Origin of the sequence: Campylobacter concisus (genome assembly GCF_002913715.1) — a bacterium.
In the GTDB taxonomy this organism is placed as follows: domain Bacteria; phylum Campylobacterota; class Campylobacteria; order Campylobacterales; family Campylobacteraceae; genus Campylobacter_A; species Campylobacter_A concisus_AG.
The window spans coordinates 158,284-182,463 of the sequence record NZ_PPCE01000004.1 but is presented as its reverse complement, the minus strand read 5'-3'; the positions used below and the strand labels follow the sequence as shown (position 1 = coordinate 182,463).

The following is a 24,180-nucleotide window of genomic DNA, read 5'->3' as shown; positions in this document are numbered from 1 at the left end:
TCTTAGTTTAGTGGGTTAGAAAAAAGACTTTTTGTTAAACATTTCCTTTATCCTTAAAAGAGAAGATGCCAACAAGATCGACAATATCCACTTTTTAATTTTCAATATCGCACATTATTTCAACATACTCCAGTGCGATATTCTTATCATTTTTACTTAACTCATTAAGTTTTTTAGTCACATCAAAAATGATATCTATGCCACCATTTTTTATTGTCATGGCGAAGTATAAAAATTTAAACTAAGGCTAGATAAATTTTAGCTGGGTTGCGCTCTTACAAGAACAGCATTTCATAAAATTTAATGCAAAATATCAACTAAAATTTAACTAGCCAGTATTTGCTGGCTAGTTAAATTATTCGACAGTTACGCTTTTTGCAAGATTTCTTGGCATATCGACGTTGTTGCCAAGCCTAACAGAAATTTCAAGTGCAAGTAGCTGAAGCACTAGCATCATCTCAAAAAATTCGCTCATATAATGATCTTGAACGCTTGTTTTTACGTAGTCATCGCTTAGCTCAAACTCAAGTGGGCTTATCGCTAGGATGTATGCATCTCTTGCAGCAAGCTCTTCGACGTTGCTTTTTGTTTTTTCGTATAACAAATTTTGAGGCATTAAAGCGATCGTAAATAGCTTCTCATCTGCAAGTGCGATAGGGCCGTGTTTCATCTCACCTGATGGATAGCCTTCGGCGTGAAGATATGAAATTTCTTTAAGCTTTAGCGCACCTTCAAGTGCCAGCGGATAGAAGATGTCTCTACCGATGAAGAAGAAGCCATGACCGTGCAAATAGTGCTTGCTTAGGCGGTGAAGCTTTTCTTGAAGAGAGTTATTGATATTTAAAATTTGTGGAATGTGAAGAAGCGTTTTGATCTCGTGATCAAGCTCTTTTTTGCTGATAGAATTTTTAGCTGCCGCCATTTGAAGCACAAGCATCCAAAGCACGATGATCTGCGTTGCAAAGGCCTTTGTGCTTGCCACACCTTTTTCGATGCCAGCACGAGTTAGAAGTGTATTGTCAGCTAGCCTAACGATAGATGAGTTATCGACGTTGCAAATCGCAAGCGTTCTAAGCCCAGCCTCTTTTGCTATCCTAAGTGCCTCAAGAGTATCGGCTGTCTCGCCACTTTGTGAGATGACGATGAAGAGCGAGTTTTTGTTTAGATAAGGCTTTCTGTATCTAAATTCACTTGCTACTTCGACCTTTGTTCTAACTTTGGCAAGTCTTTCAAAAAGATAGCTTGCAACAAGCGCTGCATGGTAGCTCGTACCGCACGCACAAAGTACGACATCATCGATACTTTTTAGATATTCATCGTCTAAATTTTCAAGGGTAACTTTGTGGTTTTTGACTCTGCCCATGATGGTTTCAGATACGACCGCACCTTGCTCGTAAATTTCTTTCTCCATGAAAAATGTATATCCCTCTTTTTGGGCATAGCTCTTATCTTTTGGTAAAGCATTAAACGTTATGCTAGCCTTTTTGCCGTGTTTAAAAACAGCAATCTCGTCTAAGCTCACATAGCCGTAATTATTGTCATCAAGATATGCCACCTCTGTTGCATTGCCGATAAGTGGAGCGTCAGATGAAGCAAAGTATAGCTCTTTTTTGTCGCTCTTTCCTATCGCCATAGGAGCAGCATCTTTTGCAAAAAATATCTTATCAGGTGCAGTTTTGGTGATAAGTAGTGTCGCATAAGCGCCTCTAAGCTTTGCGATAGTTGCCTCATAAGCTTTAAATGGGTCTTTTTTCTCTTTTAAAATTTCTTCAAAAAGATGCACGATCACCTCAGTATCGGTTTGGCTGACAAATTTCACGCCCTTTGCTTCAAGCTCATCTTTAAGCTCTTTGTAGTTTTCGATGATGCCGTTGTGAACGACAAATGAGTGCTCGCCAAGGTGCGGGTGAGCGTTTATCTCAGTTGGTTTGCCGTGAGTTGCCCAGCGTGTGTGACCTATCGCCACACCAAAGCCAGTTGATGTAAAGTCTTTTGTCTTTAGGGCTAAATTTTCAAGCTTGCCAACAGCTTTGAAAAAATCTATCTTGCCATCACTCATCACAGCCATACCAGCGCTGTCATATCCTCGGTACTCAAGCTCTTTTAGACCGCTTAAAATGACCTCTTTTTTCTCTTTATCTCCGATGTATCCTACGATTCCACACATGTTTTACTCACTTATTAATAAATTTAATATCTCTTCGCCTTTACTCTCAAGTCGTTCGTTTTTCTCGATCAAAAAGAGATTTCTTGTTCTATTTTTGACCGTTTGAATTCTAGCACTCGTGACTTGAAAATGAAGCCTATCAAAAACACTCATCACATAAGCCATTAGCCCACGCTGATCTTTTGCGTTGATGCTAAGTTTGGCGTAATCTTTTGAGTGATTTAGCTCGAAGTTTATCTCATCTTTGTTAATGTTTGGTTTCAAAGGCTCTTTTAAAACCTCGCTATTTAGGGATTTTAGAGCTAAATTTTTAGTAATTTCAAGCTCCTCTTTTTTAACATTTTGGTTAAAATCAAGCCTGATATAAAATTTTTTCTCAAATAGCTCAAAAATTTCCATATATGCAAGGTCAAATTTAGCAAATTCATAGAGTAGGGCACTTAAATTTAGACTCTTTTTTGTATAGATCTGAATGCTTAAATTTTTAGAGTTATTTATAAAAATTTCTGTCGCATCTAAGCTATCTGCGACCTTGCTTAAATTTATGATCTCACTCGCACTATATTTTATAAAGACAAGATTTGATGTGATTTTAAAAATTTTCTCTTGCAAGCTTGATTCAAGCGCCAAAAACTCGCTATTTCGTTTTACAGACTGCTCTTTTTTTACGCGCCTTGTCGCTTCATCTAGTAAATTTTCATCGCTAAATGCACTAAGAGAAATTTCATAAAGCTCTCTTAAAAGCTTTGCTGTATAGGCGTTATAGAGCCTCTCGTTTGTCGCATTTATCACGCAGTAGCTAAGGATGTAAAGTAGCTTTAAGGCCTGTTTGTCGCCCAGCTTTGAGATAAAAGCAAATATAACGCGTTGGGAATAAATGTCTTCTCTGTTTGAGACGTTGCTCATTAGCGTGTGGTATTTTATCAAGATGACGCCGATATTTACGGCCTTTTGGCTTAAATTTAGCTTGTTTGCATATGCTCTAAAGATATTTGCGCCGATATTTGCGTGGTCTTTACCAAGCCCCTTGCCAACGTCGTGCATTAAAGTCACGATCTTTAGCATCGTCTTGCCCTCCAAGCAAAGCTCGGTGTAGAGATTTTTTATAAATTTATCTTTTATATTTTCAAGAAATTTTACGCTTAAAATACTATGCTCATCGACCGTAAATTCATGATAGCCGTCGTACTGAGCTAGCTGGCTAATGTGTTCCATTGGTTTTATTAAAATTTGTATCATTTGCGCATCAAGCAATGACTTTAAAATAGCGTAGGAATTTTTTCTTAAAAATATCTTCTTAAACTCGCTGATAGCGCGCTCTAAGCCACTTTTTGTGATAATGGCTCGCTTGATGTAAAAGATCGCGCTTATATCAAATTTATAATCCACATCTTTTAGTTCTAAAAGCTCGGTTATTAGATTTTCAATGAGAGCTGGCTTTTTATGAAGCGGCACGTAAATAACGCCATTTATCTCGTAAAAGCCATTTTTTAGCCTTGCAAATTTTCTCTGCTCAAAGCTTAGCTCGCTTTTAAAAAGTGGTCTACAAAGAGAAGCGACGATAAACCTTGAATAAATAGCAACATTATTCATCGAGCTTAGCATCTTTTGGCTGATGACGCTTTCGTTATCTTGAAGCTTTTTAGACTTTGTCTGCATGAAATTTGTCGTGATCTCAACGCTTGAAGCACTAAAAGTATCAGAATTTTGCGTCAAATTTAAGGTGGTTAGTAGGCTTAGTAAAAAGTCCACATTTAGGTTAAAGCTAGCGATCTCTTTTTCATTCATCACTTTTAGGGCTTGTGATCTAACTGAAATGTCGCTATCTAGGCAGTTTAGTATGCAGTTTAGGTGATAAATTTCATCTATCCCGCCAAAGCCACTTTTTAGATTTGGCTCTTGGGCTAAGTAGCTGATGCTAGAAAACGGCAAAAATGCCTTTAAATGGTAGTTTAAAAAGGCTTTTTTATCAAATTCTTTTAATTTTACGATCTCGCTTTTTACTAGACGGTAGAGACTTTTTGAACCACAGATATATCGGACTTGCGATGTTTCGCTTTTAAATTTGAGATCGTCTTTGTAATTTGTAAAAATTTCATCTATTTCAACGCTTTTTATATAAAAATTTATTCCAGAGCTACTTAAAATTTCGCTAAATTCTTTTAAGAAATTCTTTATGTTGTAGCCTTTTAAATTTTTATAAACTAGTAAAATTTCAAGCTCACTATTTGCGCTAAGTAAGGTTTGGGCGTATTTTCCAGTAGCTAAAACACTAAAAGCAAAGCTGTCATTTTGCGGCACAAAATCATCAAAAAATTCTCGCATAGTTTCATTTAAATAAGATTTTATAAAATCATCATATTCTTTGGCTAAAAAATTTGCAAAATTTCTACCCTGATTTTTTTGAAAATGTTTTGGTAAATTTGCCTTAAAATCAAGAAATTTCTCTTTAATTTTTAAATAATTGTCGCTATTTTTGGTACTTTTATCAGCCAGCATTTAATGTTTCCATTGTTAAAAATATCTTGGCAAATGTTACATAATTTTTGCAAAAACAAAGCTTTATTTGCCTATAATAAAGCCTTAAGTTCAGCTTTAGGACGATAAAGATAATGAATCTATTACAAAAACTAGAAAGTGGCGAGAGATTAAGCAAGCAAGAGGCTTTTTCGCTTTATGAGCTTGATCTTTTTACCTTGGCTAAATTTGCCGATAAAAAGCGCAGAAAACTGCATGGCAACAAGGTCTTTTTTAATGTAAATCGCCATATCAATCCAACAAATATCTGTGCTGATATCTGTAAATTTTGCGCATTTTCGGCTCACAGAAAAAATCCAAATCCATACTTAATGAGCCACGAAGAGATTTTAAAGATCGTTGATGAGAGCGTGAGCCACGACGTAAAGGAGATACACATCGTATCAGCTCATAACGCAAAAAGTGGCTGGCAGTGGTATTTAGAAATTTTTAAAAAGATAAAGGCAGCTCATCCAGAGCTTCACGTAAAGGCGATGACGGCAGCTGAGATCGACTTTTTGTCAAGGCATTACGGCTTAAGCTACGATGAGGTGATAGAAAAGATGCTTGAATACGGCGTCGATAGCATGCCAGGTGGTGGGGCTGAAATTTTTGATGAAGAGATCAGGGCTAAAATTTGCAAAGGTAAAGTAAGTAGCGAAAACTGGCTCAAAATCCACAAAATGTGGCACGATCACGGCAAACAAAGCAACGCAACAATGCTTTTTGGTCACATAGAAAGCCGTGATAATAGGATCGATCATATGCTAAGGATCAGGGGTTTGCAGGATGAAACTGGCGGTTTTAACGCATTTATCCCGCTAGTTTATCAAAGAGAAAATAACTACTTAAAAGATGTGAAATTTCTAGGATCATCTGAAATTTTAAAGACTCTGGCGATCTCACGTCTTGTGCTTGATAATGTCCCACATATCAAAGCTTACTGGGCTACTTCGACGCTAAATTTAGCGATGATCGCTCAGGAATTTGGTGCTGATGATCTTGATGGCACGATAGAAAAAGAGAGTATCCAAAGTGCGGCTGGTGCAAATAGCACAAATGGCGTTACACTAAAGACATTTTGTGATCTTATTAAAACATCTGGTTTTACGCCGGTTGAGCGTGATAGCTTATATAACGAACTTAAAATTTACTAAAGGAGCTTGGGGTGAAATTTTTTGACTTAGCACAAAACAAAACGAGTGTGAAGCAGGAATTTGGAGCGGGACTTACGACGTTTTTAGCGATGATGTATATCGTGCCGGTAAATGCGATCATTATGAGCAAAACTGGTATGCCTTATGAGGCACTAATCACTGCAACTGCGCTAATTACCATATTTTCTACTATATTAAATGGTCTTTGGGCGAACACACCAGTTGCGATGAGCGTTGGTATGGGACTTAATGCTTATTTTACATTTGGTCTTTGCATCGGTATGAAAGTACCTTGGCAAACGGCTCTTGGCGTTGTTTTTCTAAGCGGCGTGATATTTGTCGTCTTGTCTTTTACAAATTTTAGAATGTGGATAATTAGATCCATCCCACTTGACCTAAGAAGAGCGATAAGTGCTGGCATAGGCACCTTTATTAGCTTTGTGGCATTTCAGCAAATGGGCTTTATCGTAAATAGCGACGCTGTTTTGGTTGGTATAGGAAATTTCAAAGATCCAAACGTACTTCTTGGCGTTTTGGGGCTATTTTTGGTTATTTGCTTTTGGGCGTGGAAGATAAAGGGCGCGTTTATCCTAGCTGTGCTTGCTACTTCAGTGATAGCTTGGGTGCTTGGTATCGCTCCTCATCCAACAGAAATTTTCTCAACTCCAGCCTCTATCTCACCGATTTTTTTAGAGCTTGACATAAAAGGCGCGCTTAGTCTAGCCTTGCTGCCAGTTGTTATCACCTTTTTTGTGACCGATCTTTTTGACTCGATAGGCACACTAGCTGGTGTAGGAACGAGGGCTGGAATTTTTGATGAAAACAAAAAAGATGGCGTCGTAAAACTTGAAAAAACTCTTGAAGCTGACGCTATTGCTACGGCAGCTGGCTCACTTGTAGGCGTAAGTACGACTACATCGTTTGTAGAGAGTGCTAGCGGCGTAGAAGAGGGCGGCAGAACTGGTCTAACGGCTGTATTTTGCGGACTTTTGTTTATACTTACACTCTTTATGTTGCCGCTTTTTAAAGCTATCCCTGGCAATGCCATTTATCCGATCCTTGTGATGGTTGGCGTGCTTATGTTTGCTGAGCTTGCTAGTATAAATTTCAAAGATCCGGCCATTGCGGTTGCGACATTTTTTATAGTCGTGCTCATCCCACTTACTTACTCGATCACAAACGGCCTTGCATTTGGTTTTATGTCATACGTCATAGTTAAGCTCATAAAGAGAGAATTTAGTGATATAAATTTAGGCGTAGTCGTGCTAGCGCTCATTAGTTTTATCGTATTTTTAGTGCATTGATAAGGAAGAAAGATGATATTTTATAGTTATGATGAATTTGCTGTTGATACTAAAAAGATGGCAAAACAGATAAAAGATGAGTTTGATCCAGAGGTGATACTAGCTGTGGCAAGGGGCGGTCTAACGCTTGGTCACTCGCTAGCTGTTGCGCTTAATAATAGAAATTTATTCACCTTAAATTCTATCCATTACGAAGATACAAACAAGCTTGATACGATTAATATCTTTAACGTGCCAGATCTTAGCAAATACACTAAAATTTTGCTCGTCGATGACATCATCGACAGTGGAGAGAGCATGGTCGAGATAAAAAGAGAACTGCTTAAGCGTTATCCAAATTTAGATATCAAAATAGCGACCGTCTTTTATAAAGAGAAGGCTCTGCTTTTGCCAGAATTTAAGGTAAAAGAGGCTCACGATTGGATCGAGTTTTTTTGGGATATACATATTTAAGGAAAATTTTTGCTAGATAAATTTAGAGAATTTGTTGGACATCACGTCGCCTTTAGCGTATTTTTAATATGTTTGATTGATTGTATATTTTTACTTTTTACGGCAAATTCTCTTAGCATAAGTTATAGTGAAGCTGAAATTTTTTTTAATAAACAAAATTTTCTTAGCCATGTTTTAAAAGTAAGCGTTCAAATTTTTGGTCAAACAGATATTGCTCTAAGATCTGTGATGATCGCGTTTCATGTCATAAGTGTCGTTTTAATGTATAAGGTAAGCAAATTTTACATTAAATTAGAGTTTGATAGACTTATTGCGGTATTGCTTTTTATCTTACTTCCTGGCACGATAGCTTCAGCTCTTATCGTCAATAATGCTGGGCTTTGCGTTATGCTGGCGCTCCTATGTATATACTTTTTTCATATTAAAAATAAAATTTTATTTGTAACATTTTTTTGCCTTTCTTTTTTTATAGATGGCGATTTTTTGATATTTTACGTAGGATTTTTTATATTTTCACTTTATAAAAGAAGGCCTCCTCTTGCTTGGCTAAGTGCTATTTTATTTTTACTCACGCTTTACTTTTTTGGCTTTGATACAAATGGTAGGCCAAGTGGGCACTTTATCGATACTTTTGGTATCTTTGCCGCTGTTTTTTCGCCGTTTATTTTTATCTTTTTTGTCTATACGATTTATAGAATTTGGGTAAAAGAGAAAAAAGATCTTTTGTGGTTTATCGCCATTTGCTCATTTTGCTTTTGTATGATAGTCTCAGTGCGCCAAAGGCTGGAACTTGAGCAGTTCTTGCCATTTTGCGTGATCGCAACGCCACTTATGGTAAGAGTTTTTTTTAATTCGTATCGCGTAAGATTGCCAAAATTTAGAAAAGGCTATAAAATTTGCACGACCTTAGTGATGCTTTTTCTAGCCCTAAACTGGTCGATGATCGTATTTAATCAAATTTTTTACCTATTTTTAGACAACCCAACAAAGCATTTTGTATATAAATTTGATGTTGTAAAAGAGCTTGCTGCTAAATTAAAAGAAGTGGAAATCAAGGATTTATACACAGATAATAAAAAGCTTGCATTAAGACTTAAATTTTATGGTATAGATGTAAGAGATGAGTCTAAAAATTTATTAGTAAGCGCCAATCTAGATGAAAAATCAAAATTTTGCATAGAAAAAATGGGAAAAGTAATTGCAAATTTTGACGTAAGAGGTAAGTAGATGCATAAAAACAAGGGTTTTACTGTTATAGAGCTTATCTTTGTAATCATTGCCGTTGGCATACTTGCAGCAATGATCATACCAAGGCTAGAAATAAACGGAGCCAGAGAGGCAGCTACACAGATGCTAACGCATATAAGGTACGCCCAGCACCTTGCCATGCAAGATGATAAATTTGTACATTCAGAAAATGAAAAATTTTGGTTTAAAATGAGATGGGGGATAGCTGTTAATGATACTAGTTTGCAAGAGTGCTCTGTAGATGAGCCTGGGATTAAATCTTGGAAATATAGTATTTTTTATGATAAAAGAGGTAGTGGTAATAAATTTAGTGGTAATTTAAATTCCAAAGAAGAGGTTGCCATCGATACACAAAAATCAAACAAATTCTTAAGTGCGGGCTGGAGAGGCATTCCTCAGTCCTATTGCAATAAAATTAATATAGATTTAAATATTGAAAAAAAATATGGCATAAAATCGGTTAAATTTGTTGGTAGTTGTAGAAAAGGCAAAACACAAACCATTGATTTTGACGAATTAGGTAGGCCCATGAGAGTGGTAAGTGTTACTAACAATAAAGGAGCGAAAAGACCTTATTCAAGACTATTAAAAGGTGATTGTAAGATAGTTTTAACAGATAAAAATAACAATGTAGCTTCTATAAATATAGAAAAAAGAAGTGGATACGCATATATAAACTAAACCCTATAAACCTATAATAAAAATACATAACTTAAAATTTTTAATCGCCAACAAATTTTTCTCAAATTCCCTAATTATTTCAACTATCTTTAAGTATTGCTCATATATAATTCCAGCTCACGAAACGAGAAACCACCTTTAACTTCATTGGTTAATAAAGCCTTTTCTTTTTATCGTTGTTCTTTTAACTTACAATTGTTAAACTATTAGTCAATCTTTGAAATCTAAACAAGTGATCGATTGAGCCAGTCTATTATTTTATAATTTATAATAGATTAGACAAACTAATATATAAAACTAAAAGTTTTTTGATTAAAAACTTCATAATAAAATCCTATTAAATAAATTTTGATAGGTAATTAATATGGAGAGTTTGATCCTGGCTCAGAGTGAACGCTGGCGGCGTGCCTAATACATGCAAGTCGAACGGACAAGTAAGAGCTTGCTCTTATGAGTTAGTGGCGCACGGGTGAGTAATGTATAGCTAATCTGCCCTACACTAGAGGACAACAGTTGGAAACGGCTGCTAATACTCTATACTCCTGTCTTACATAAGTTAGATAGGGAAAGTTTTTCGGTGTAGGATGAGGCTATATTGTATCAGCTAGTTGGTGAGGTAATGGCTCACCAAGGCTATGACGCATAACTGGTCTGAGAGGATGATCAGTCACACTGGAACTGAGACACGGTCCAGACTCCTACGGGAGGCAGCAGTAGGGAATATTGCTCAATGGGGGAAACCCTGAAGCAGCAACGCCGCGTGGAGGATGACACTTTTCGGAGCGTAAACTCCTTTTGTTAGGGAAGAACAATGACGGTACCTAACGAATAAGCACCGGCTAACTCCGTGCCAGCAGCCGCGGTAATACGGAGGGTGCAAGCGTTACTCGGAATCACTGGGCGTAAAGGACGCGTAGGCGGATTATCAAGTCTCTTGTGAAATCCTATGGCTTAACCATAGAACTGCTTGGGAAACTGATAATCTAGAGTGAGGGAGAGGCAGATGGAATTGGTGGTGTAGGGGTAAAATCCGTAGAGATCACCAGGAATACCCATTGCGAAGGCGATCTGCTGGAACTCAACTGACGCTAATGCGTGAAAGCGTGGGGAGCAAACAGGATTAGATACCCTGGTAGTCCACGCCCTAAACGATGTATACTAGTTGTTGCTAAGCTAGTCTTGGCAGTAATGCACCTAACGGATTAAGTATACCGCCTGGGGAGTACGGTCGCAAGATTAAAACTCAAAGGAATAGACGGGGACCCGCACAAGCGGTGGAGCATGTGGTTTAATTCGAAGATACGCGAAGAACCTTACCCGGACTTGATATCTAACAAATCATCTAGAGATAGAAGAGTGTCTGCTTGCAGAAATGTTAAGACAGGTGCTGCACGGCTGTCGTCAGCTCGTGTCGTGAGATGTTGGGTTAAGTCCCGCAACGAGCGCAACCCACGTCATTAGTTGCTAACAGTTCGGCTGAGCACTCTAATGAGACTGCCTTCGTAAGGAGGAGGAAGGTGTGGACGACGTCAAGTCATCATGGCCCTTATGTCCGGGGCGACACACGTGCTACAATGGCATATACAATGAGAAGCAATATCGCGAGATGGAGCAAATCTATAAAATATGTCCCAGTTCGGATTGGAGTCTGCAACTCGACTCCATGAAGCCGGAATCGCTAGTAATCGTAGATCAGCCATGCTACGGTGAATACGTTCCCGGGTCTTGTACTCACCGCCCGTCACACCATGGGAGTTGATTTCACTCGAAGCCGGAATACTAAATTAGTTACCGTCCACAGTGGAATCAGCGACTGGGGTGAAGTCGTAACAAGGTAACCGTAGGAGAACCTGCGGTTGGATCACCTCCTTTCTAGAGTACATATAGATATTCTCTCACAAGATATCTATAAGAAAGATATTCTCAATCATCCTTGTTTAGTTTTGAAAGATTGATAGACCTATAGGGGCCTATAGCTCAGCTGGTTAGAGTGCACCCCTGATAAGGGTGAGGTCACAAGTTCAAGTCTTGTTAGGCCCACCAGAGAATTTAATTGGGGAATTAGCTCAGCTGGGAGAGCGCCTGCTTTGCACGCAGGAGGTCAGCGGTTCGATCCCGCTATTCTCCACCATAAAATAGTTTAACTATATTAAGTCTAATTAGAGAGCTTAAAAATTAAACTTTCTAATTAGACTTTTGTCTAAATGTTCTTTTAATTAATATTGTTAATAGTCACAAGCAAGTTTTAAAAACAATTTTACAGGACTTGTTAAAGATTTAAATTTCTATTCTCTTTGCATTTAATGCAAAAGTTTGACATCACAATCTATTTAGGATTTAAAACTTATCTAAATAGTAGTCAATGCTTTCCGTCTTGAGAGCTAGAATTTAAATACAGTAACATAAAGTTATCTTTAACAAGGAAGTGATGCGAATTAGAATAATCTAATATAGAAAAGGTAAGCTACAAAGAGCAAGTGGTGGATGCCTTGGCTAGTAGAGGCGATGAAAGACGTGCCAGGCTGCGATAAGTCTCGGGGAGCCGTCAAGGGGCTTTGATCCGGGAATTTCTGAATGGGGCAACCCAGTTAAGTGCGAGCTTAACTACCTAATATGGAGCGAACGAGGGGAATTGAAACATCTTAGTACCCTCAGGAAAAGAAATCAAAAGAGATTACGCTAGTAGCGGCGAGCGAACGCGTAAGAGGGCAAACCACTAGTTTACTAGTGGGGTTGTAGGACTGCAATATAGACTAAACTTAGCTAATAGAATAATCTGGAAAGATTAAGCATAGAGGGTGATACTCCCGTATATGAAAGCTTTGTTTTACTTAGCAGTATCCTGAGTAGGGCGGAACACGTGATATTCTGTCTGAAGCTGGGTAGACCACTATCCAACCCTAAATACTACTACTAGACCGATAGTGCACAAGTACCGTGAGGGAAAGGTGAAAAGAACTGAGGTGATCAGAGTGAAATAGAACCTGAAACCATTTGCTTACAATCATTCAGAGCCCTATGATTTATCAGGGTGATGGACTGCCTTTTGCATAATGAGCCTGCGAGTTGTGATGTCTGGCAAGGTTAAGGAAACCCGGAGCCGTAGCGAAAGCGAGTCTTAATAGGGCGTTTAGTCAGACGTTGCAGACCCGAAACGATGTGATCTATCCATGAGCAGGTTGAAACCGGTGTAAGAGCCGGTGGAGGACCGAACCCGCTAGCGTTGAAAAGCTATGGGATGACTTGTGGATAGGGGTGAAAGGCCAATCAAACATCGTGATAGCTGGTTCTCTCCGAAATATATTTAGGTATAGCGTCATGTAGTAATACTAGGGGGTAGAGCACTGAATGGGCTAGGGCATACACCAATGTACCAAACCCTATCAAACTCCGAATACCTAGTGTGTAATCATGGCAGTCAGGCGGCGAGTGATAAAATCCGTCGTCGAGAGGGGAACAACCCAGACTAACAGCTAAGGTCCCTAAATCTCATTTAAGTGGAAAACGATGTGGAGTTACTTAAACAACCAGGAGGTTGGCTTAGAAGCAGCCATCCTTTAAAGAAAGCGTAATAGCTCACTGGTCTAGTGATTCTGCGCGGAAAATATAACGGGGCTAAAATGAGTACCGAAGCTTTAGACTTAGTTTTACTAAGTGGTAGGAGAGCGTTGTATTTGCGTTGAAGGTATACCGGTAAGGAGTGCTGGAGCGAATACAAGTGAGCATGCAGGCATGAGTAGCGATAATTGGGGTGAGAATCCCCAACGCCGTAAACCCAAGGTTTCCTACGCGATGCTCGTCATCGTAGGGTTAGCCGGGTCCTAAGCAAAGTCCGAAAGGGGTATGCGATGGAAAATTGGTTAATATTCCAATGCCAACTATAATGTGCGATGGAAGGACGCTTAGAGTTAAGCAAGCTAGCGAATGGTAGTGCTAGTCGAAAGGTGTAGGTTAAGATCCAGGCAAATCCGGATCTTTTTAAGCCGAGACCCCACAGGCGTTTGAAGTTCTTCGGAATGGATAGCGAATTGCCGATACTGTCGAGCCAAGAAAAGTTTCTAAGTTTAGTTATAGTTGCCCGTACCGTAAACCGACACAGGTGGGTGGGATGAGTATTCTAAGGCGCGTGGAAGAACTCTCTTCAAGGAACTCTGCAAAATAGCACCGTATCTTCGGTATAAGGTGTGCCTAACTTTGTGAAGGATTTACTCCGTAAGCATTGAAGGTTACAACAAAGAGTCCCTCCCGACTGTTTACCAAAAACACAGCACTCTGCTAACTCGTAAGAGGATGTATAGGGTGTGACGCCTGCCCGGTGCTCGAAGGTTAATTGATGACGTTAGCTCTGCGAAGCGTTTGATCGAAGCCCGAGTAAACGGCGGCCGTAACTATAACGGTCCTAAGGTAGCGAAATTCCTTGTCGATTAAATATCGACCTGCATGAATGGCGTAACGAGATGGGAGCTGTCTCGAAGAGGGATCCAGTGAAATTGTAGTGGAGGTGAAAATTCCTCCTACCCGCGGCAAGACGGAAAGACCCCGTGGACCTTTACTACAGCTTGACACTGCTATTGGGATAAAAATGTGCAGGATAGGTGGGAGGCTTTGATCCATAGACGCCAGTTTATGGTGAGCCATTGTTGAGATACCACTCTTTTTTATTCTGATAGCTAACTAGCTTGAGTTATCCTCAAGTAGGACAATGTCTGGTGGGTAGTTTGACTGGGGCGGTCGCCTCCCAAAATGTAACGGAGGCTTACAAAGGTTGGCTCAGAACGGTTGGAAATCGTTCGCAGAGTATAAAGGCAAAAGCCAGCTTAACTGCGAGACATACACGTCAAGCAGGGACGAAAGTCGGTCTTAGTGATCCGGTGGTTCTGTGTGGAAGGGCCATCGCTCAAAGGATAAAAGGTACCCCGGGGATAACAGGCTGATCTCCCCCAAGAGCTCACATCGACGGGGAGGTTTGGCACCTCGATGTCGGCTCATCGCATCCTGGGGCTGGAGCAGGTCCCAAGGGTATGGCTGTTCGCCATTTAAAGCGGTACGCGAGCTGGGTTCAGAACGTCGTGAGACAGTTCGGTCCCTATCTGCCGTGGGCGTAAGAAGATTGAGGAGAGTTGACCCTAGTACGAGAGGACCGGGTCGAACCAACCACTGGTGTACGAGTTGTTCTGCCAAGAGCACCGCTCGGTAGCTATGTTGGGATGTGATAACTGCTGAAAGCATCTAAGCAGGAAGCCAACTCCAAGATGAATCTTCTTTTAAGAGCTCATATAGACTATGTGTTTGATAGGCTGGGTGTGTAATGGATGAAAGTCCTTTAGCTGACCAGTACTAATAGCTCGTCTGCTTATCTTTTAATAAGCATCACTTCCTTGTTAAGGATAAAAACTTAATAAGATATGTTTTTATAAAACTTTGTTTATGACTTTTAACTTTATCAAGTAGTGTTAAATAAGAGATTTATCTGATATATCTTTTATTTAACACTGCCCGTGACTATACAGACGAGGAAACGCCTTGCTCCATCTCGAACCAAGAAGCTAAGCTCGTCCTGGCTGATGATACTCTCCCTTACTGGGATGTTGGAAAAGTAGGTCGTTGCGGGCTTTGTTAATTTTTAATATTCTTTATCTAAACAATCATCTTTTAATATTTATATTCTTAAATAATTAGACTTTTTATCTTTACATTTATAAATATTTTTTAGTTTATGCTTTTATACGAGTGTTGACTAAAAACACCAAATATGATAGACTCCAAACCCAAATTTACCCAAAAAGGACAAAAATGAAAAAGATTATAATCTCACTATTGGCAGCAGCTTCTACATTACTAGCAGCCATAAATTTAAACACCGCCACAAAAGAAGAGCTAATGAGTTTAGATGGTATAGGATCTTCAAAGGCAGATGCAATAATAGAGTATAGAAAAGCAAATAAATTTAACTCAATAGAAGATATAAAAAATGTAAATGGTATAGGCGACAAGACATTTGAAAATCTAAAATCAGATATATCAGTATCAGGCACTACAAAGATAGATGACACAAAATCTAAAATAAAATCTAAAAAAGATGAGATAAAAGAAAAAGCAAGTAAAAAGAGTGATGAAGCAAAAAAGAAAAAAGATAGTGCTAAAGATGATAGTATAAAAGAGATAAAAGATAAGAAAGAAGGCCTAAAAGATAAAGCAGAGAAAAAGAGTAAAGCTAAAAAAGAGAAGAGCAAAGAGTAATAAATCTAGAAATTTATAAAAATTCTTACATAAAATATATAAAAATAGTTAGGAGCGCATAGCGTTCCTAATAAAAAATAGATTGGTTTTTATATATTTGCCTACTTTTTAAATTCTATAACTTAGTTTGTCAACTTTTTAAATTTTATAGATTAATAAGTTCATCTAATAGATCTTGTAAAGTAATGCTTCTTAAACTATCCTCTAAGGCTTCTTGTGCTTTTAGGAAGTGGTTGGTTAAGAGGCCCTGGGTATTAACACAAAGTAGGGAGGGAGTAATCTAGCTATGAATCCTAGCTTGCAAGATTCTCTATTTAATATTTTAAATAAGCTTACTATTGAATATTCTAAATATCTAATTAAATTTATAGAAAACTCTATTTAGATAAAGTCCTTCAGCTTGAGCTGGGATACGAGTTAAGGCAAGGTGTCCATTAAGCGAAGCATTGATGAGCTCACCACCATTTTTTATACTTAAAGCTTTAAGTAGATTTGCAACCATAAGCCGTACTTGAGCGCGTAAAAAGCCATTCGCTTTAAAAACGATGATAGTTTGGTTTTTGTATTCATAACAAAATGCCTTAAAAATTTCTCGCACTGGACTTTTTGTATCACTTCCTGTTTTCATATAGGAGCTAAAATCATGCTCGCCAACGAAATTAGATAAAATTTCATTTGCTTTTTTGATATCAAATTTTGGCAAAAAGACTTTATAGTTTGAGCTAAAAACGTCAAATTCTCCATGATCTATAATGTATCTATAAGACCTTGCTATGGCGTCAAATCTCGCCTGAAAGCTATCATTAACCAAATTTATGCGTTTTATATGAATATTTGGATGAGCATGGCGGTTGATTAGCTCTTTTAGATGCTCTAAATTTTTAAAATGATCGCCACAAATTACGCTTGAGCTTTGATTAATCGCATGAACTTTTTTATCTGTACGTGAGCTAGAGACTATTTTTTCAAATATTCCAACGTGAGCTAGAGCACGCGAAAGCTCATCTTCTACGCCATTTTCATGAGGCTGAGTTTGCGAGCCTTGAAATTTAGAGCCATCGTAGCTATAAATTAGTTGGATTTTCATTAGTATCTTCGCACGATCTTGGCTTTAAAAAGCAAAATTCCTGCCAACAAAAAGACGAAAAATATGAGAGGAATCGCAAAAGCTGGCTTTGATGAAAATAGCATTATGAGCGTAAAATACCCAAATAAAACGCCAAATGTCCCAACATAAACCATGCCCTTTTCATATCTATAAGTAACGATGCCAAAGCTTATGGCAAAAAGTGTACTGGCAAGTGGAAATAGCGCAACAAGCACATATGTGCTAAGGTCTTTTCTTCTTTTTTCACTACTATTTGCCTCCGCCCAGTACTCTTTTATACTGCCGATATTGCTTATCTCTTCACTTTGTGCAGTCCTTATCTTCATGGATTTGAAGTTGCTTTGATGATAAATTTCATCTTTTATATCATACATTTTTCCATCTACTAAAGAGAGTTCAATACTTTGATTTGTATTTGTGATTTTTGCATTTTTTGCAGTGATTAAGCGTTGGGAGTCTTTAATGTAAGGATTAAACATCACAATATCTTTATAGGTAGTGCCGTTGTTATCTTGCATTTCACTACCCACATAGACCATCCAGTCAGAAAATTTTTGTCCAAACTGAGTTGGCTTTAAATTTAGCTTTGCAACAGTCTTTTTATAATCAATAAAATTTGCATTTAGCTGTGCGGCTATTGGTATCATTATGATGGCGATGACAAGTAGAGCGGTGCTTAAAAATGCTGAAAATATTAAGAAAAATTTAGCAATTTTATTTGGTGAGCCACCAAGTGTAAAAATAACGATACTTTCATTCTCTTTCGATAGCCTAAAAAGCGTCATCGCAAGTGATACAAAAAATGCGATAGGCACGACAAAAAGTAGTACGCGTGGAAGCATAAATGAGTAGAGTTTAAAAAGCTCACCAAAGCTGATCTCAATGTAAGAAGTGATGCGCGCGATTTGGATGAAAAATACGATCGACATGATCAAAAAAAGCGTACTAAATAGCGACGCAAAAGTCCCTAGGAAGTTAAACAAAAGATATCTATTCATTCTACTCATAAATAAACCTTAAAATTTCTAAAATTTGCTCTTTAAAAGCGTATGTAATAAGTAAGCCAAGACTTAAAAATGGCACAAAAGCCAGCTCGTAGCCCCTTTTTTGAACGAGCGCATAGACTGGAAGCGTAAAAAGTGCTGCAAGATAGATTGCCACTAAAGCCAGTTTGACTGGCAAGATAGCTCCGATGATCGCCGCTATAAAGATATCTGCACTACCCATCGCTTCTTTTTTTATGGCAAAGCTTACGACAAATCTCAGCGTCCAAAAGATAAGTGCAAAAAGGAATAAATTTAAAATCTGGGCAAAATTTCCTTTAAATATAAAAAGCATCAGAGCATAGATAAATGCGAAAAATAGCGCTGCAAAAAGAAGCGGATCTGGCACGGCTTTATATCTTATATCTATGACGCTAAGAGCTAGCAGCATTATAAAACAAAGCCCTAAAAATAGCGCATAAAGCAAGGTTTCTACGCTTAAAATTTCGCCGCACTCTTTAAAAAAACAGATCAAAAAAAGTATCCCAGAAATTAGTTCGATCACTGGATAGAAGAGGCTTATTTTTTGCTTACAAAAGGCACATTTGCCGCCTAAAAATATCCATGAGAAAATTGGAACATTGTGATAAAAATTTAGCTTATGATCGCAGTTTGGGCAATGAGAAGCTGGAAAATTTATACTTTCATTTCTTGGTAAGCGGTAGATCAAAACATTTAAAAACGAACCGATGCAAATGCCAAGAATAAATGTAAAAACGGCAAAAAAAATGACTAAATTATCCATTATCTTGCTAAACTCCGCCAAATCTTCGCTCTATGTTTTTAAATTTGCTAACGATGCTTGCAAGCTCATTTTTGCCAAAGTCGGGCCAAAGTGTGGGCGTAAAAAATAGCTCCGCGTAGCTTGCCTGCCAGAGCATGAAATTTGAGAGTCTACTTTCGCCACCAGTTCTAATGAGAAGATCCACCGGCTCACTCTCATCAAGTGCTGCATTTAGGCTCGCTTCATTTATCTCGCAGCCTTCTAAATTTAGCTTTCTTACAGCTCTAATAATTTCATCTTTTGAGCCGTAGTTTATCGCTAAATTTAATAATAAATTTTTATTCTCTCTTGTAGTGTTTTTGGTGATCTCTATCTCGTTTTTTAGCTCATCGCTAAATGGCGAAATGTCGCCGATTGTATTAAATTTGATATCATTTTTTATAAAGTCAACACGCTTTGAAATGAGAAATTTCTTAAGTAAATTCATCAAAAACTCGACCTCTTTTTGTGGCCTTTTCCAGTTTTCAGTACTAAACGCGTAAAGACTTAAAATTTTCACGCCATTATCGATACAAAATTCGCACATATCGCTTACTACATTTGCTCCAGCTTCGTGCCCATTTGTCCGCAAAAATCCACGTTTTTTAGCCCAGCGTCCATTTCCATCCATGATAATAGCAAGGTGGTTTAATTCATTCAATCTTTAGCCTTTTATATCAATAATTTGTTCTTTTTTGCTCCAAAGAGCACTCACATTTTGCACTGTTGTGTTGGCGCTAAATTCTCTTTTTAACAAGCTAGCTACATTATTAAATGGAGTCGCGATCTCGCACAAAGCTTCATCTTTAAATTTAAAAATAAGTGGAGCAAAATTTGAAAATATTAAAAAAATTTTCATATCATTCTCCTCTTTTTTTAGCTGAAAAACGCCGTTTGTACCATTATAAATAAATGGTATATGCACGACATTTTCTTGCAGAGCAAAGAGCATTTTTGCTAGCATTTTCATCTCGTCTTTTGTTTTAGCTTCACTTAGACTTTTAAATAAATAGTCATAAAACCACGATAAATTCTCATTTTCTATCAAATTTTCGATAAGATTTAGCCCATCAGCCAAGACATCTTCGTCTAAAATTCTTGGCTTTTCGTATAAATTTTTTATGACGATATTTTCGCCCTGGCTTTGCACCTCGCCCCAGTATTTCGAGCCTACGTTTAGCTCTTTTGCGCTTTTTGTGTTTAAATTTCTATTTGCAAAATTTAAAATGTATCTGTTAAAACCGATCTTTTGGCTTACTAAGATACTAAGCGGAAGTGACGAATTTATAGCTACTAACGGAGAATTTGCATTTTTTGCTATTTTTTGAATGCGAGAAATTTTCTCTATCATAAATTTGCCGCTAGCTCCACTATGCGCCCTGCAATCTCGTCTTTTGAGGCAAGCGGCAGCAAAGTTTCATTATTTTTCGTGATGAAATTTACCTCATTTTGCTCGCTTGCAAAGCTGTTTTTCTCACCCAAGATATTTAGGCAAACTGCGTCAAGCCCCTTTTGCTCTAGCATTGCTCTAGCGTTTTTGTGTGCGCTCTCACTTGGGATTTCAAGCTTAAAGCCGATCTTTTTACATTTAAACTCTTTTAAGCTTTGCAAAATATCGACATTTCTCTTTAGACTTAAGCTTAAAATTTCGCCAACGTTCTCTTTTTTTATCTTGCCATCAATTTTTGTCGGCATAAAATCGCTTACTGCAGCACACATCACAAGTAAATTTGCGCTCTCACACTCGCTCTTACAAAGCTCTAAAAGCTCGCTACTTGAGTCAAAATTTAAAATCTCAAATGGCTCGTTTTCAGCTTCAAAGCTAGCAAGTAGTTTTACCTCCGCACCGGCGTAGTAAAAGGCTCTAGCCAAGGCTCTTGCCATCTTGCCGCTTGAGAAATTTGTAATGGCTCTAACATCATCTATCTTTTCGGTTGTCGCGCCACCAGTTATCACCACTTTTTTGCCTGCAAAAAGTGGCTTGCTAAGCCTTTTAATAACAGCTTCAACTATCACTTCAAGGTTTGCAAGACCGCCCTTACCAACGTCGCCACAAGCTAGAGTTTTAAGCACTGGCTCAACCACCAAAGCGCCGTTTTTCTTTAAAATTTCAAGCGAATTTTGTGTAGAAAAGTGCTCGATCATATTATTATTTGCAGCAGGGGCAACGACTAAAGGCACGTGCGAGGCGGCGATTAGCGTTTGCATAAAGACATTGTCACAGATGCCAGCTGTTAGCTTATTTATCGTATTTACCGAGGCAGGTGCGATGAGGACTAGATCCATTTTAGAGTAGACTATGTGATTTACGCCATCTTGCCAGTTTTGCGTTTGTGAGCTTAAAATTTTATGCTCGCTTAGCGCCTCAAAGCCGCTTACACTGCAAAATTCAAGCGCTCCGTCACTTAAAGCCACATAAACATCAGCGCCTTGCTTCTTAAGCAGTGATAAAATTTCGAATGCCTTATAAAAGGCGATACTACCGCAAACGGCAAGTAAAATTTTCTTATTTTTTAACATCGTCTTTGCCAAAGAATTTCTCAAAAAAGCCGCTTTTGTTCTCTTGGCGACCTCTGCTGATAGCTAGAGCGCCGCTCTCAACGTCTTTTGTGATGGTGCTGCCAGCTGCGATGATGACGTTATCAGCGATATTTACAGGGGCGACTAGCTGCGTATCTGAGCCAACAAAGACATTTTTGCCGATCTTGGTTTTATATTTTGCCTTGCCGTCGTAGTTGCATGTGATGGTACCACAACCGATATTTGTGCCACTTTCTATCTCGCAGTCGCCAAGATAGCTTAAGTGTCCAGCTTTTACGCCGCTAAGAACGCCTTTTTTAACCTCGACGAAATTTCCTATGTGTGTGTCAAAAATTTCAGAATTTGGCCTGATGTGAGCTAGTGGACCGATGTCTGAGTTTTTGATGACGCTACTTTCTATTACTGATGAGCTTTTGATGATGCTCTCAGTGATGACGCACTCGCCAAGGATACTTACGTTTTCTTCGAGTACGCACTCGCCTTCAAATTTGGCTCTGCTGTCTATGAAAATGCTCTCAGGCATGCGCATCAAGACGCCAGCTTTCATCAAATTTTGCTTGATCTCATCTTGCATGATCTTTTCTGCAATGCTAAGCTGAAATTTATCATTTATGCCCATAAAATTTTGTTCATTTACATTCACTGCGACGCACTTTAAACCCTTTTCATTTGCTATTTTTATGGCATCTGTTAGGTAGTATTCTTTTTGCGCATTTTGGTTGCTTATAAGCGGTAAAATTTGCTCTAGAGCCTCGCGTTTAAAGCAGTAGCAGCCAGCATTTACGCTTTTTATGGCAAGTTGCGCTTCGCTAGCATCTTTTTGCTCGACGATGCCTTCAACTTTGCCATTTTTTATGATGACTCTGCCGTAGCCAAAAGGATTTGCTGCTTCAAAAGAGCTCATAACCACGTCAGCTTCGGCATTTGCTAGACGCATTAGATCAGTTGATTTTACAAGAGGCATATCGCCACAAGTTACAAGCACCTTTTCGCCGCTTAAATTTACGCTTTTTATCGCTCCAGCAGTGCCTGGGAAATTTGTATGATCTTGCTCAAAAATTTTAGTTTGAGGGAAAATTTCTTTTATCTTTTTGCTAATTAACTCTTTTTCGTAGTGAAGCACGACGCTAACGTCATTTGTGATCGCATAAGCTTGCTTTAAGATGTGAATGATCATTGGCTCGCCGCAAAGTTCAAATAGGACTTTTGGACGTTTTGATTTCATTCTGGTGCCAAGACCAGCCGCTAAAATTATGATTGAAGTATTGTTCATTTTTAAGCCTTTTAACGTTAAAAATTTCGCAGATTGTAGCAAAAAATGCCAAACATTTTTTTTAATTTAACGATTGTTTCAACAAAAAGCTAATAAAATAGCAATTCTTAAGAATTTATAAATAAAGTGAGCTTAAATGGATTTAGGAACCGTCGTCGGCTGGGTTTTGACCCTGGTGCTTTTGTTTGGATCAATGGCGATAGGCGTTGGTATAGGACCATACATCGATATCCCTTCTGTGATGATCGTTTTTGGTGGTACTATCGGCGTTATGATGGTTGGCTTCAAGATGGAGACGCTTAAAGGAATTGGTAAATTTTATGGCATTGCTGTTAAGCCATCAGTCGTAGTAAATTTACCTGAGACTATAAAAAAAATAGTTGATTATTCAACTAAAGCTAGACGTGATGGTATCTTATCGCTTGAAAGCGAAGTAAATAATGAGACAAATCAGTTTTTAAAAAGAGGTCTTTCAATGGCGGTCGATGGCAATGAGCCAGATGCGATAAGAGCGCTTTTAGAGATCGATATTGATCAAACTAGTACAAGACATTCAAATAATATTAAAATTTTTGAGCAAGTCGGCGGTTTTGCGGGTGCTATGGGTATGATCGGTACGCTCATTGGTCTTGTTGCGATGCTTCTTAACATGTCAGATCCTAGTGCGATCGGCCCATCAATGGCGGTTGCATTGCTTACGACGCTTTATGGTGCGATGATAGGTAATATCATAGGTGCGCCTGTGGCAAACATCCTCTCTATTCGCGATGCTGATGAAGCACTTGAAAAACAAGTCGTACTTGAGGGAATCATGTCGATACAAGCAGGTGATAATCCAAGAACGCTTGAAGCTAAACTATTAGCATTTTTACCACCAAAAGATAGAAAAAGTCAGTTTGAATAATGGGTAAGTTAATAAAACCAGAAGAGTGTCCAAAATGTATGCCTGAGTGGCTAGCTGCTTTTGGCGACCTCATGTCACTTTTGCTTTGTTTTTTCGTTTTATTACTTTCTATGGCGACAATGGATGCTAAAAAGATGGAGGCCGCTGTTGGCTCACTAGCTGGTGCTTTAAGTGTGCTTGAAGGTGGTGCTAGACCTGAAAATCAGATAGAAAAAGAGACGGATCCAGAAAATACTCGTGCAAAAAAGATAAGCAAGCAAAAGGGCTCACAAAGTGAGCTAAATATGAATGTTAAAAAGATAAATGAGCTACTAGCTGCTAGCGGGGCACCTGAGATCACTATGGAAGAGAGCGAAGATGGCTTTATCGTAAGGCTTCCAGCAGCTATGCTTTTTGATAAAGATAGTGCTGAAATTTCTGGTGAAGATGCGAAGCTATTTTTAAAACGAATAGGTATGATTGTGGCAAAAATGCCTAATGATGTAAAAGCCGATATTATCGGCCATACAGATAATATAGAACCAAGCAAAGACTCAGCTTATAAAAATAACTGGCAGCTCTCAACTGCAAGGGCTTTAAGCGTAGTTGAAGAGCTAATCAACGATGGTGTGCCACAAAATAGGATAATAGCTTCTGGTAAAGCTTCGTTTGATCCGATCGCTAGTAACAGCACAGAAGATGGCAGAGCTAAGAATAATAGAGTAGAAATTCACTTCATATCGCTTGAGCCAAAAAATAAAGAGGCTACTAAGAAAAGTATCCTTGATATGAGGAATTAGTC

The 24,180-nt window shown here is 38.4% G+C and carries 18 protein-coding genes, 2 tRNA genes and 3 rRNA genes; 13 read left to right on the top strand and 10 right to left on the bottom strand.

Annotated features, from left to right (window positions below; all coding sequences use genetic code 11):
- Window positions 1–94: 94 nt before the first annotated feature.
- The 3 genes from CYO92_RS09455 to CYO92_RS01950 all read right to left on the bottom strand — a co-directional run bounded on the left by CYO92_RS09455 (window position 95) and on the right by CYO92_RS01950 (window position 4,666).
- Complete coding sequence (locus CYO92_RS09455; protein WP_258030559.1) at window positions 95–220, bottom strand: hypothetical protein; 126 nt, start codon at window positions 218–220, stop codon at window positions 95–97.
- 135 nt (window positions 221–355) lie between these two features.
- Entirely contained in the window at window positions 356–2,167 is a 1,812-nt protein-coding gene (gene glmS, locus CYO92_RS01955) for a glutamine--fructose-6-phosphate transaminase (isomerizing) (protein ID WP_103589502.1), read from the bottom strand.
- 3 nt (window positions 2,168–2,170) lie between these two features.
- The gene (locus CYO92_RS01950; RefSeq protein ID WP_103589501.1) at window positions 2,171–4,666 is read right to left on the bottom strand and encodes an HD domain-containing protein; all 2,496 of its coding nucleotides are present in this window, start codon (window positions 4,664–4,666) and stop codon (window positions 2,171–2,173) included.
- Between the two features lie 110 nt (window positions 4,667–4,776).
- On the opposite strand from CYO92_RS01950, the gene mqnE reads away from it, so the two are divergent.
- The 11 genes from mqnE (at window position 4,777) to CYO92_RS09630 (ending at window position 15,767) form a co-directional block, all read left to right on the top strand.
- Window positions 4,777–5,841, top strand: a complete 1,065-nt coding sequence (gene mqnE, locus CYO92_RS01945) for an aminofutalosine synthase MqnE (protein WP_103589500.1) — start codon at window positions 4,777–4,779, stop codon at window positions 5,839–5,841.
- Between the two features lie 11 nt (window positions 5,842–5,852).
- Complete coding sequence (locus tag CYO92_RS01940) at window positions 5,853–7,145, top strand: NCS2 family permease (protein ID WP_072594681.1); 1,293 nt, start codon at window positions 5,853–5,855, stop codon at window positions 7,143–7,145.
- A gap of 12 nt (window positions 7,146–7,157) precedes the next feature.
- A complete protein-coding gene (locus CYO92_RS01935; RefSeq protein WP_054196841.1) occupies window positions 7,158–7,598 on the top strand; it encodes a phosphoribosyltransferase in 441 nt (146 codons plus the stop codon).
- A 9-nt stretch (window positions 7,599–7,607) separates the two neighbouring features.
- Complete coding sequence (locus tag CYO92_RS01930) at window positions 7,608–8,825, top strand: hypothetical protein (protein ID WP_103589499.1); 1,218 nt, start codon at window positions 7,608–7,610, stop codon at window positions 8,823–8,825.
- Window positions 8,826–9,527, top strand: coding sequence for a pilus assembly FimT family protein (locus CYO92_RS01925; protein WP_103589498.1), 702 nt, complete (start codon window positions 8,826–8,828; stop codon window positions 9,525–9,527). It begins immediately after the preceding gene.
- Between the two features lie 361 nt (window positions 9,528–9,888).
- Window positions 9,889–11,399, top strand: a 16S ribosomal RNA gene (locus CYO92_RS01920).
- A 94-nt stretch (window positions 11,400–11,493) separates the two neighbouring features.
- Window positions 11,494–11,570, top strand: a tRNA-Ile gene (locus tag CYO92_RS01915).
- A gap of 12 nt (window positions 11,571–11,582) precedes the next feature.
- A tRNA-Ala gene (locus CYO92_RS01910) sits at window positions 11,583–11,658 on the top strand.
- Between the two features lie 326 nt (window positions 11,659–11,984).
- Window positions 11,985–14,888 (top strand): 23S ribosomal RNA (locus CYO92_RS01905).
- 133 nt (window positions 14,889–15,021) lie between these two features.
- Window positions 15,022–15,140, top strand: a 5S ribosomal RNA gene (gene rrf, locus CYO92_RS01900).
- The 16S, 23S and 5S rRNA genes sit together here with 2 tRNA genes alongside, the layout of an rRNA operon.
- A gap of 180 nt (window positions 15,141–15,320) precedes the next feature.
- Window positions 15,321–15,767: a helix-hairpin-helix domain-containing protein gene (locus tag CYO92_RS09630; protein WP_103588717.1), complete on the top strand. Its 447-nt coding sequence runs from the start codon at window positions 15,321–15,323 to the stop codon at window positions 15,765–15,767.
- Between the two features lie 355 nt (window positions 15,768–16,122).
- On the opposite strand, the gene truA is transcribed toward CYO92_RS09630, so the two are convergent.
- The 7 genes from truA to glmU are packed head-to-tail and all read right to left on the bottom strand — an operon-like array spanning window position 16,123 to window position 22,495.
- Window positions 16,123–16,854: a tRNA pseudouridine(38-40) synthase TruA gene (gene truA, locus CYO92_RS01890; RefSeq protein ID WP_103589347.1), complete on the bottom strand. Its 732-nt coding sequence runs from the start codon at window positions 16,852–16,854 to the stop codon at window positions 16,123–16,125.
- Window positions 16,854–17,882, bottom strand: a complete 1,029-nt coding sequence (locus CYO92_RS01885; RefSeq protein WP_103589346.1) for an LptF/LptG family permease — start codon at window positions 17,880–17,882, stop codon at window positions 16,854–16,856. Before CYO92_RS01885 ends, truA begins: the two co-directional genes overlap by 1 nt.
- Window positions 17,875–18,663: a prepilin peptidase gene (locus tag CYO92_RS01880; protein ID WP_103589348.1), complete on the bottom strand. Its 789-nt coding sequence runs from the start codon at window positions 18,661–18,663 to the stop codon at window positions 17,875–17,877. Before CYO92_RS01880 ends, CYO92_RS01885 begins: the two co-directional genes overlap by 8 nt.
- 7 nt (window positions 18,664–18,670) lie before the next feature.
- On the bottom strand, window positions 18,671–19,342 hold the full coding sequence (uppS, locus tag CYO92_RS01875; RefSeq protein ID WP_103589345.1) for a polyprenyl diphosphate synthase: 672 nt from the start codon (window positions 19,340–19,342) through the stop codon (window positions 18,671–18,673).
- Window positions 19,343–19,345: 3 nt separating this feature from the next.
- Complete coding sequence (locus CYO92_RS01870; RefSeq protein WP_103589344.1) at window positions 19,346–20,032, bottom strand: hypothetical protein; 687 nt, start codon at window positions 20,030–20,032, stop codon at window positions 19,346–19,348.
- Window positions 20,029–21,201: a bifunctional phosphopantothenoylcysteine decarboxylase/phosphopantothenate--cysteine ligase CoaBC gene (coaBC, locus tag CYO92_RS01865; protein ID WP_103589343.1), complete on the bottom strand. Its 1,173-nt coding sequence runs from the start codon at window positions 21,199–21,201 to the stop codon at window positions 20,029–20,031. Before coaBC ends, CYO92_RS01870 begins: the two co-directional genes overlap by 4 nt.
- Window positions 21,188–22,495 carry a bifunctional UDP-N-acetylglucosamine diphosphorylase/glucosamine-1-phosphate N-acetyltransferase GlmU gene (gene glmU / locus CYO92_RS01860; protein WP_103589342.1) on the bottom strand — a complete coding sequence of 436 codons (1,308 nt, stop codon included), beginning with the start codon at window positions 22,493–22,495 and terminating at the stop codon, window positions 21,188–21,190. The genes coaBC and glmU overlap by 14 nt, the downstream gene beginning before the upstream one ends.
- Window positions 22,496–22,631: 136 nt before the next feature.
- On the opposite strand from glmU, the gene CYO92_RS01855 reads away from it, so the two are divergent.
- Both CYO92_RS01855 and CYO92_RS01850 read left to right on the top strand, forming a co-directional pair.
- A complete protein-coding gene (locus tag CYO92_RS01855; protein ID WP_021091276.1) occupies window positions 22,632–23,399 on the top strand; it encodes a motility protein A in 768 nt (255 codons plus the stop codon).
- Window positions 23,399–24,178 (top strand): OmpA/MotB family protein, encoded by a 780-nt coding sequence (locus CYO92_RS01850; protein WP_035167452.1) that lies wholly within the window; start codon window positions 23,399–23,401, stop codon window positions 24,176–24,178. The genes CYO92_RS01855 and CYO92_RS01850 overlap by 1 nt, the downstream gene beginning before the upstream one ends.
- The last annotated feature ends 2 nt before the right edge of the window (window positions 24,179–24,180 follow it).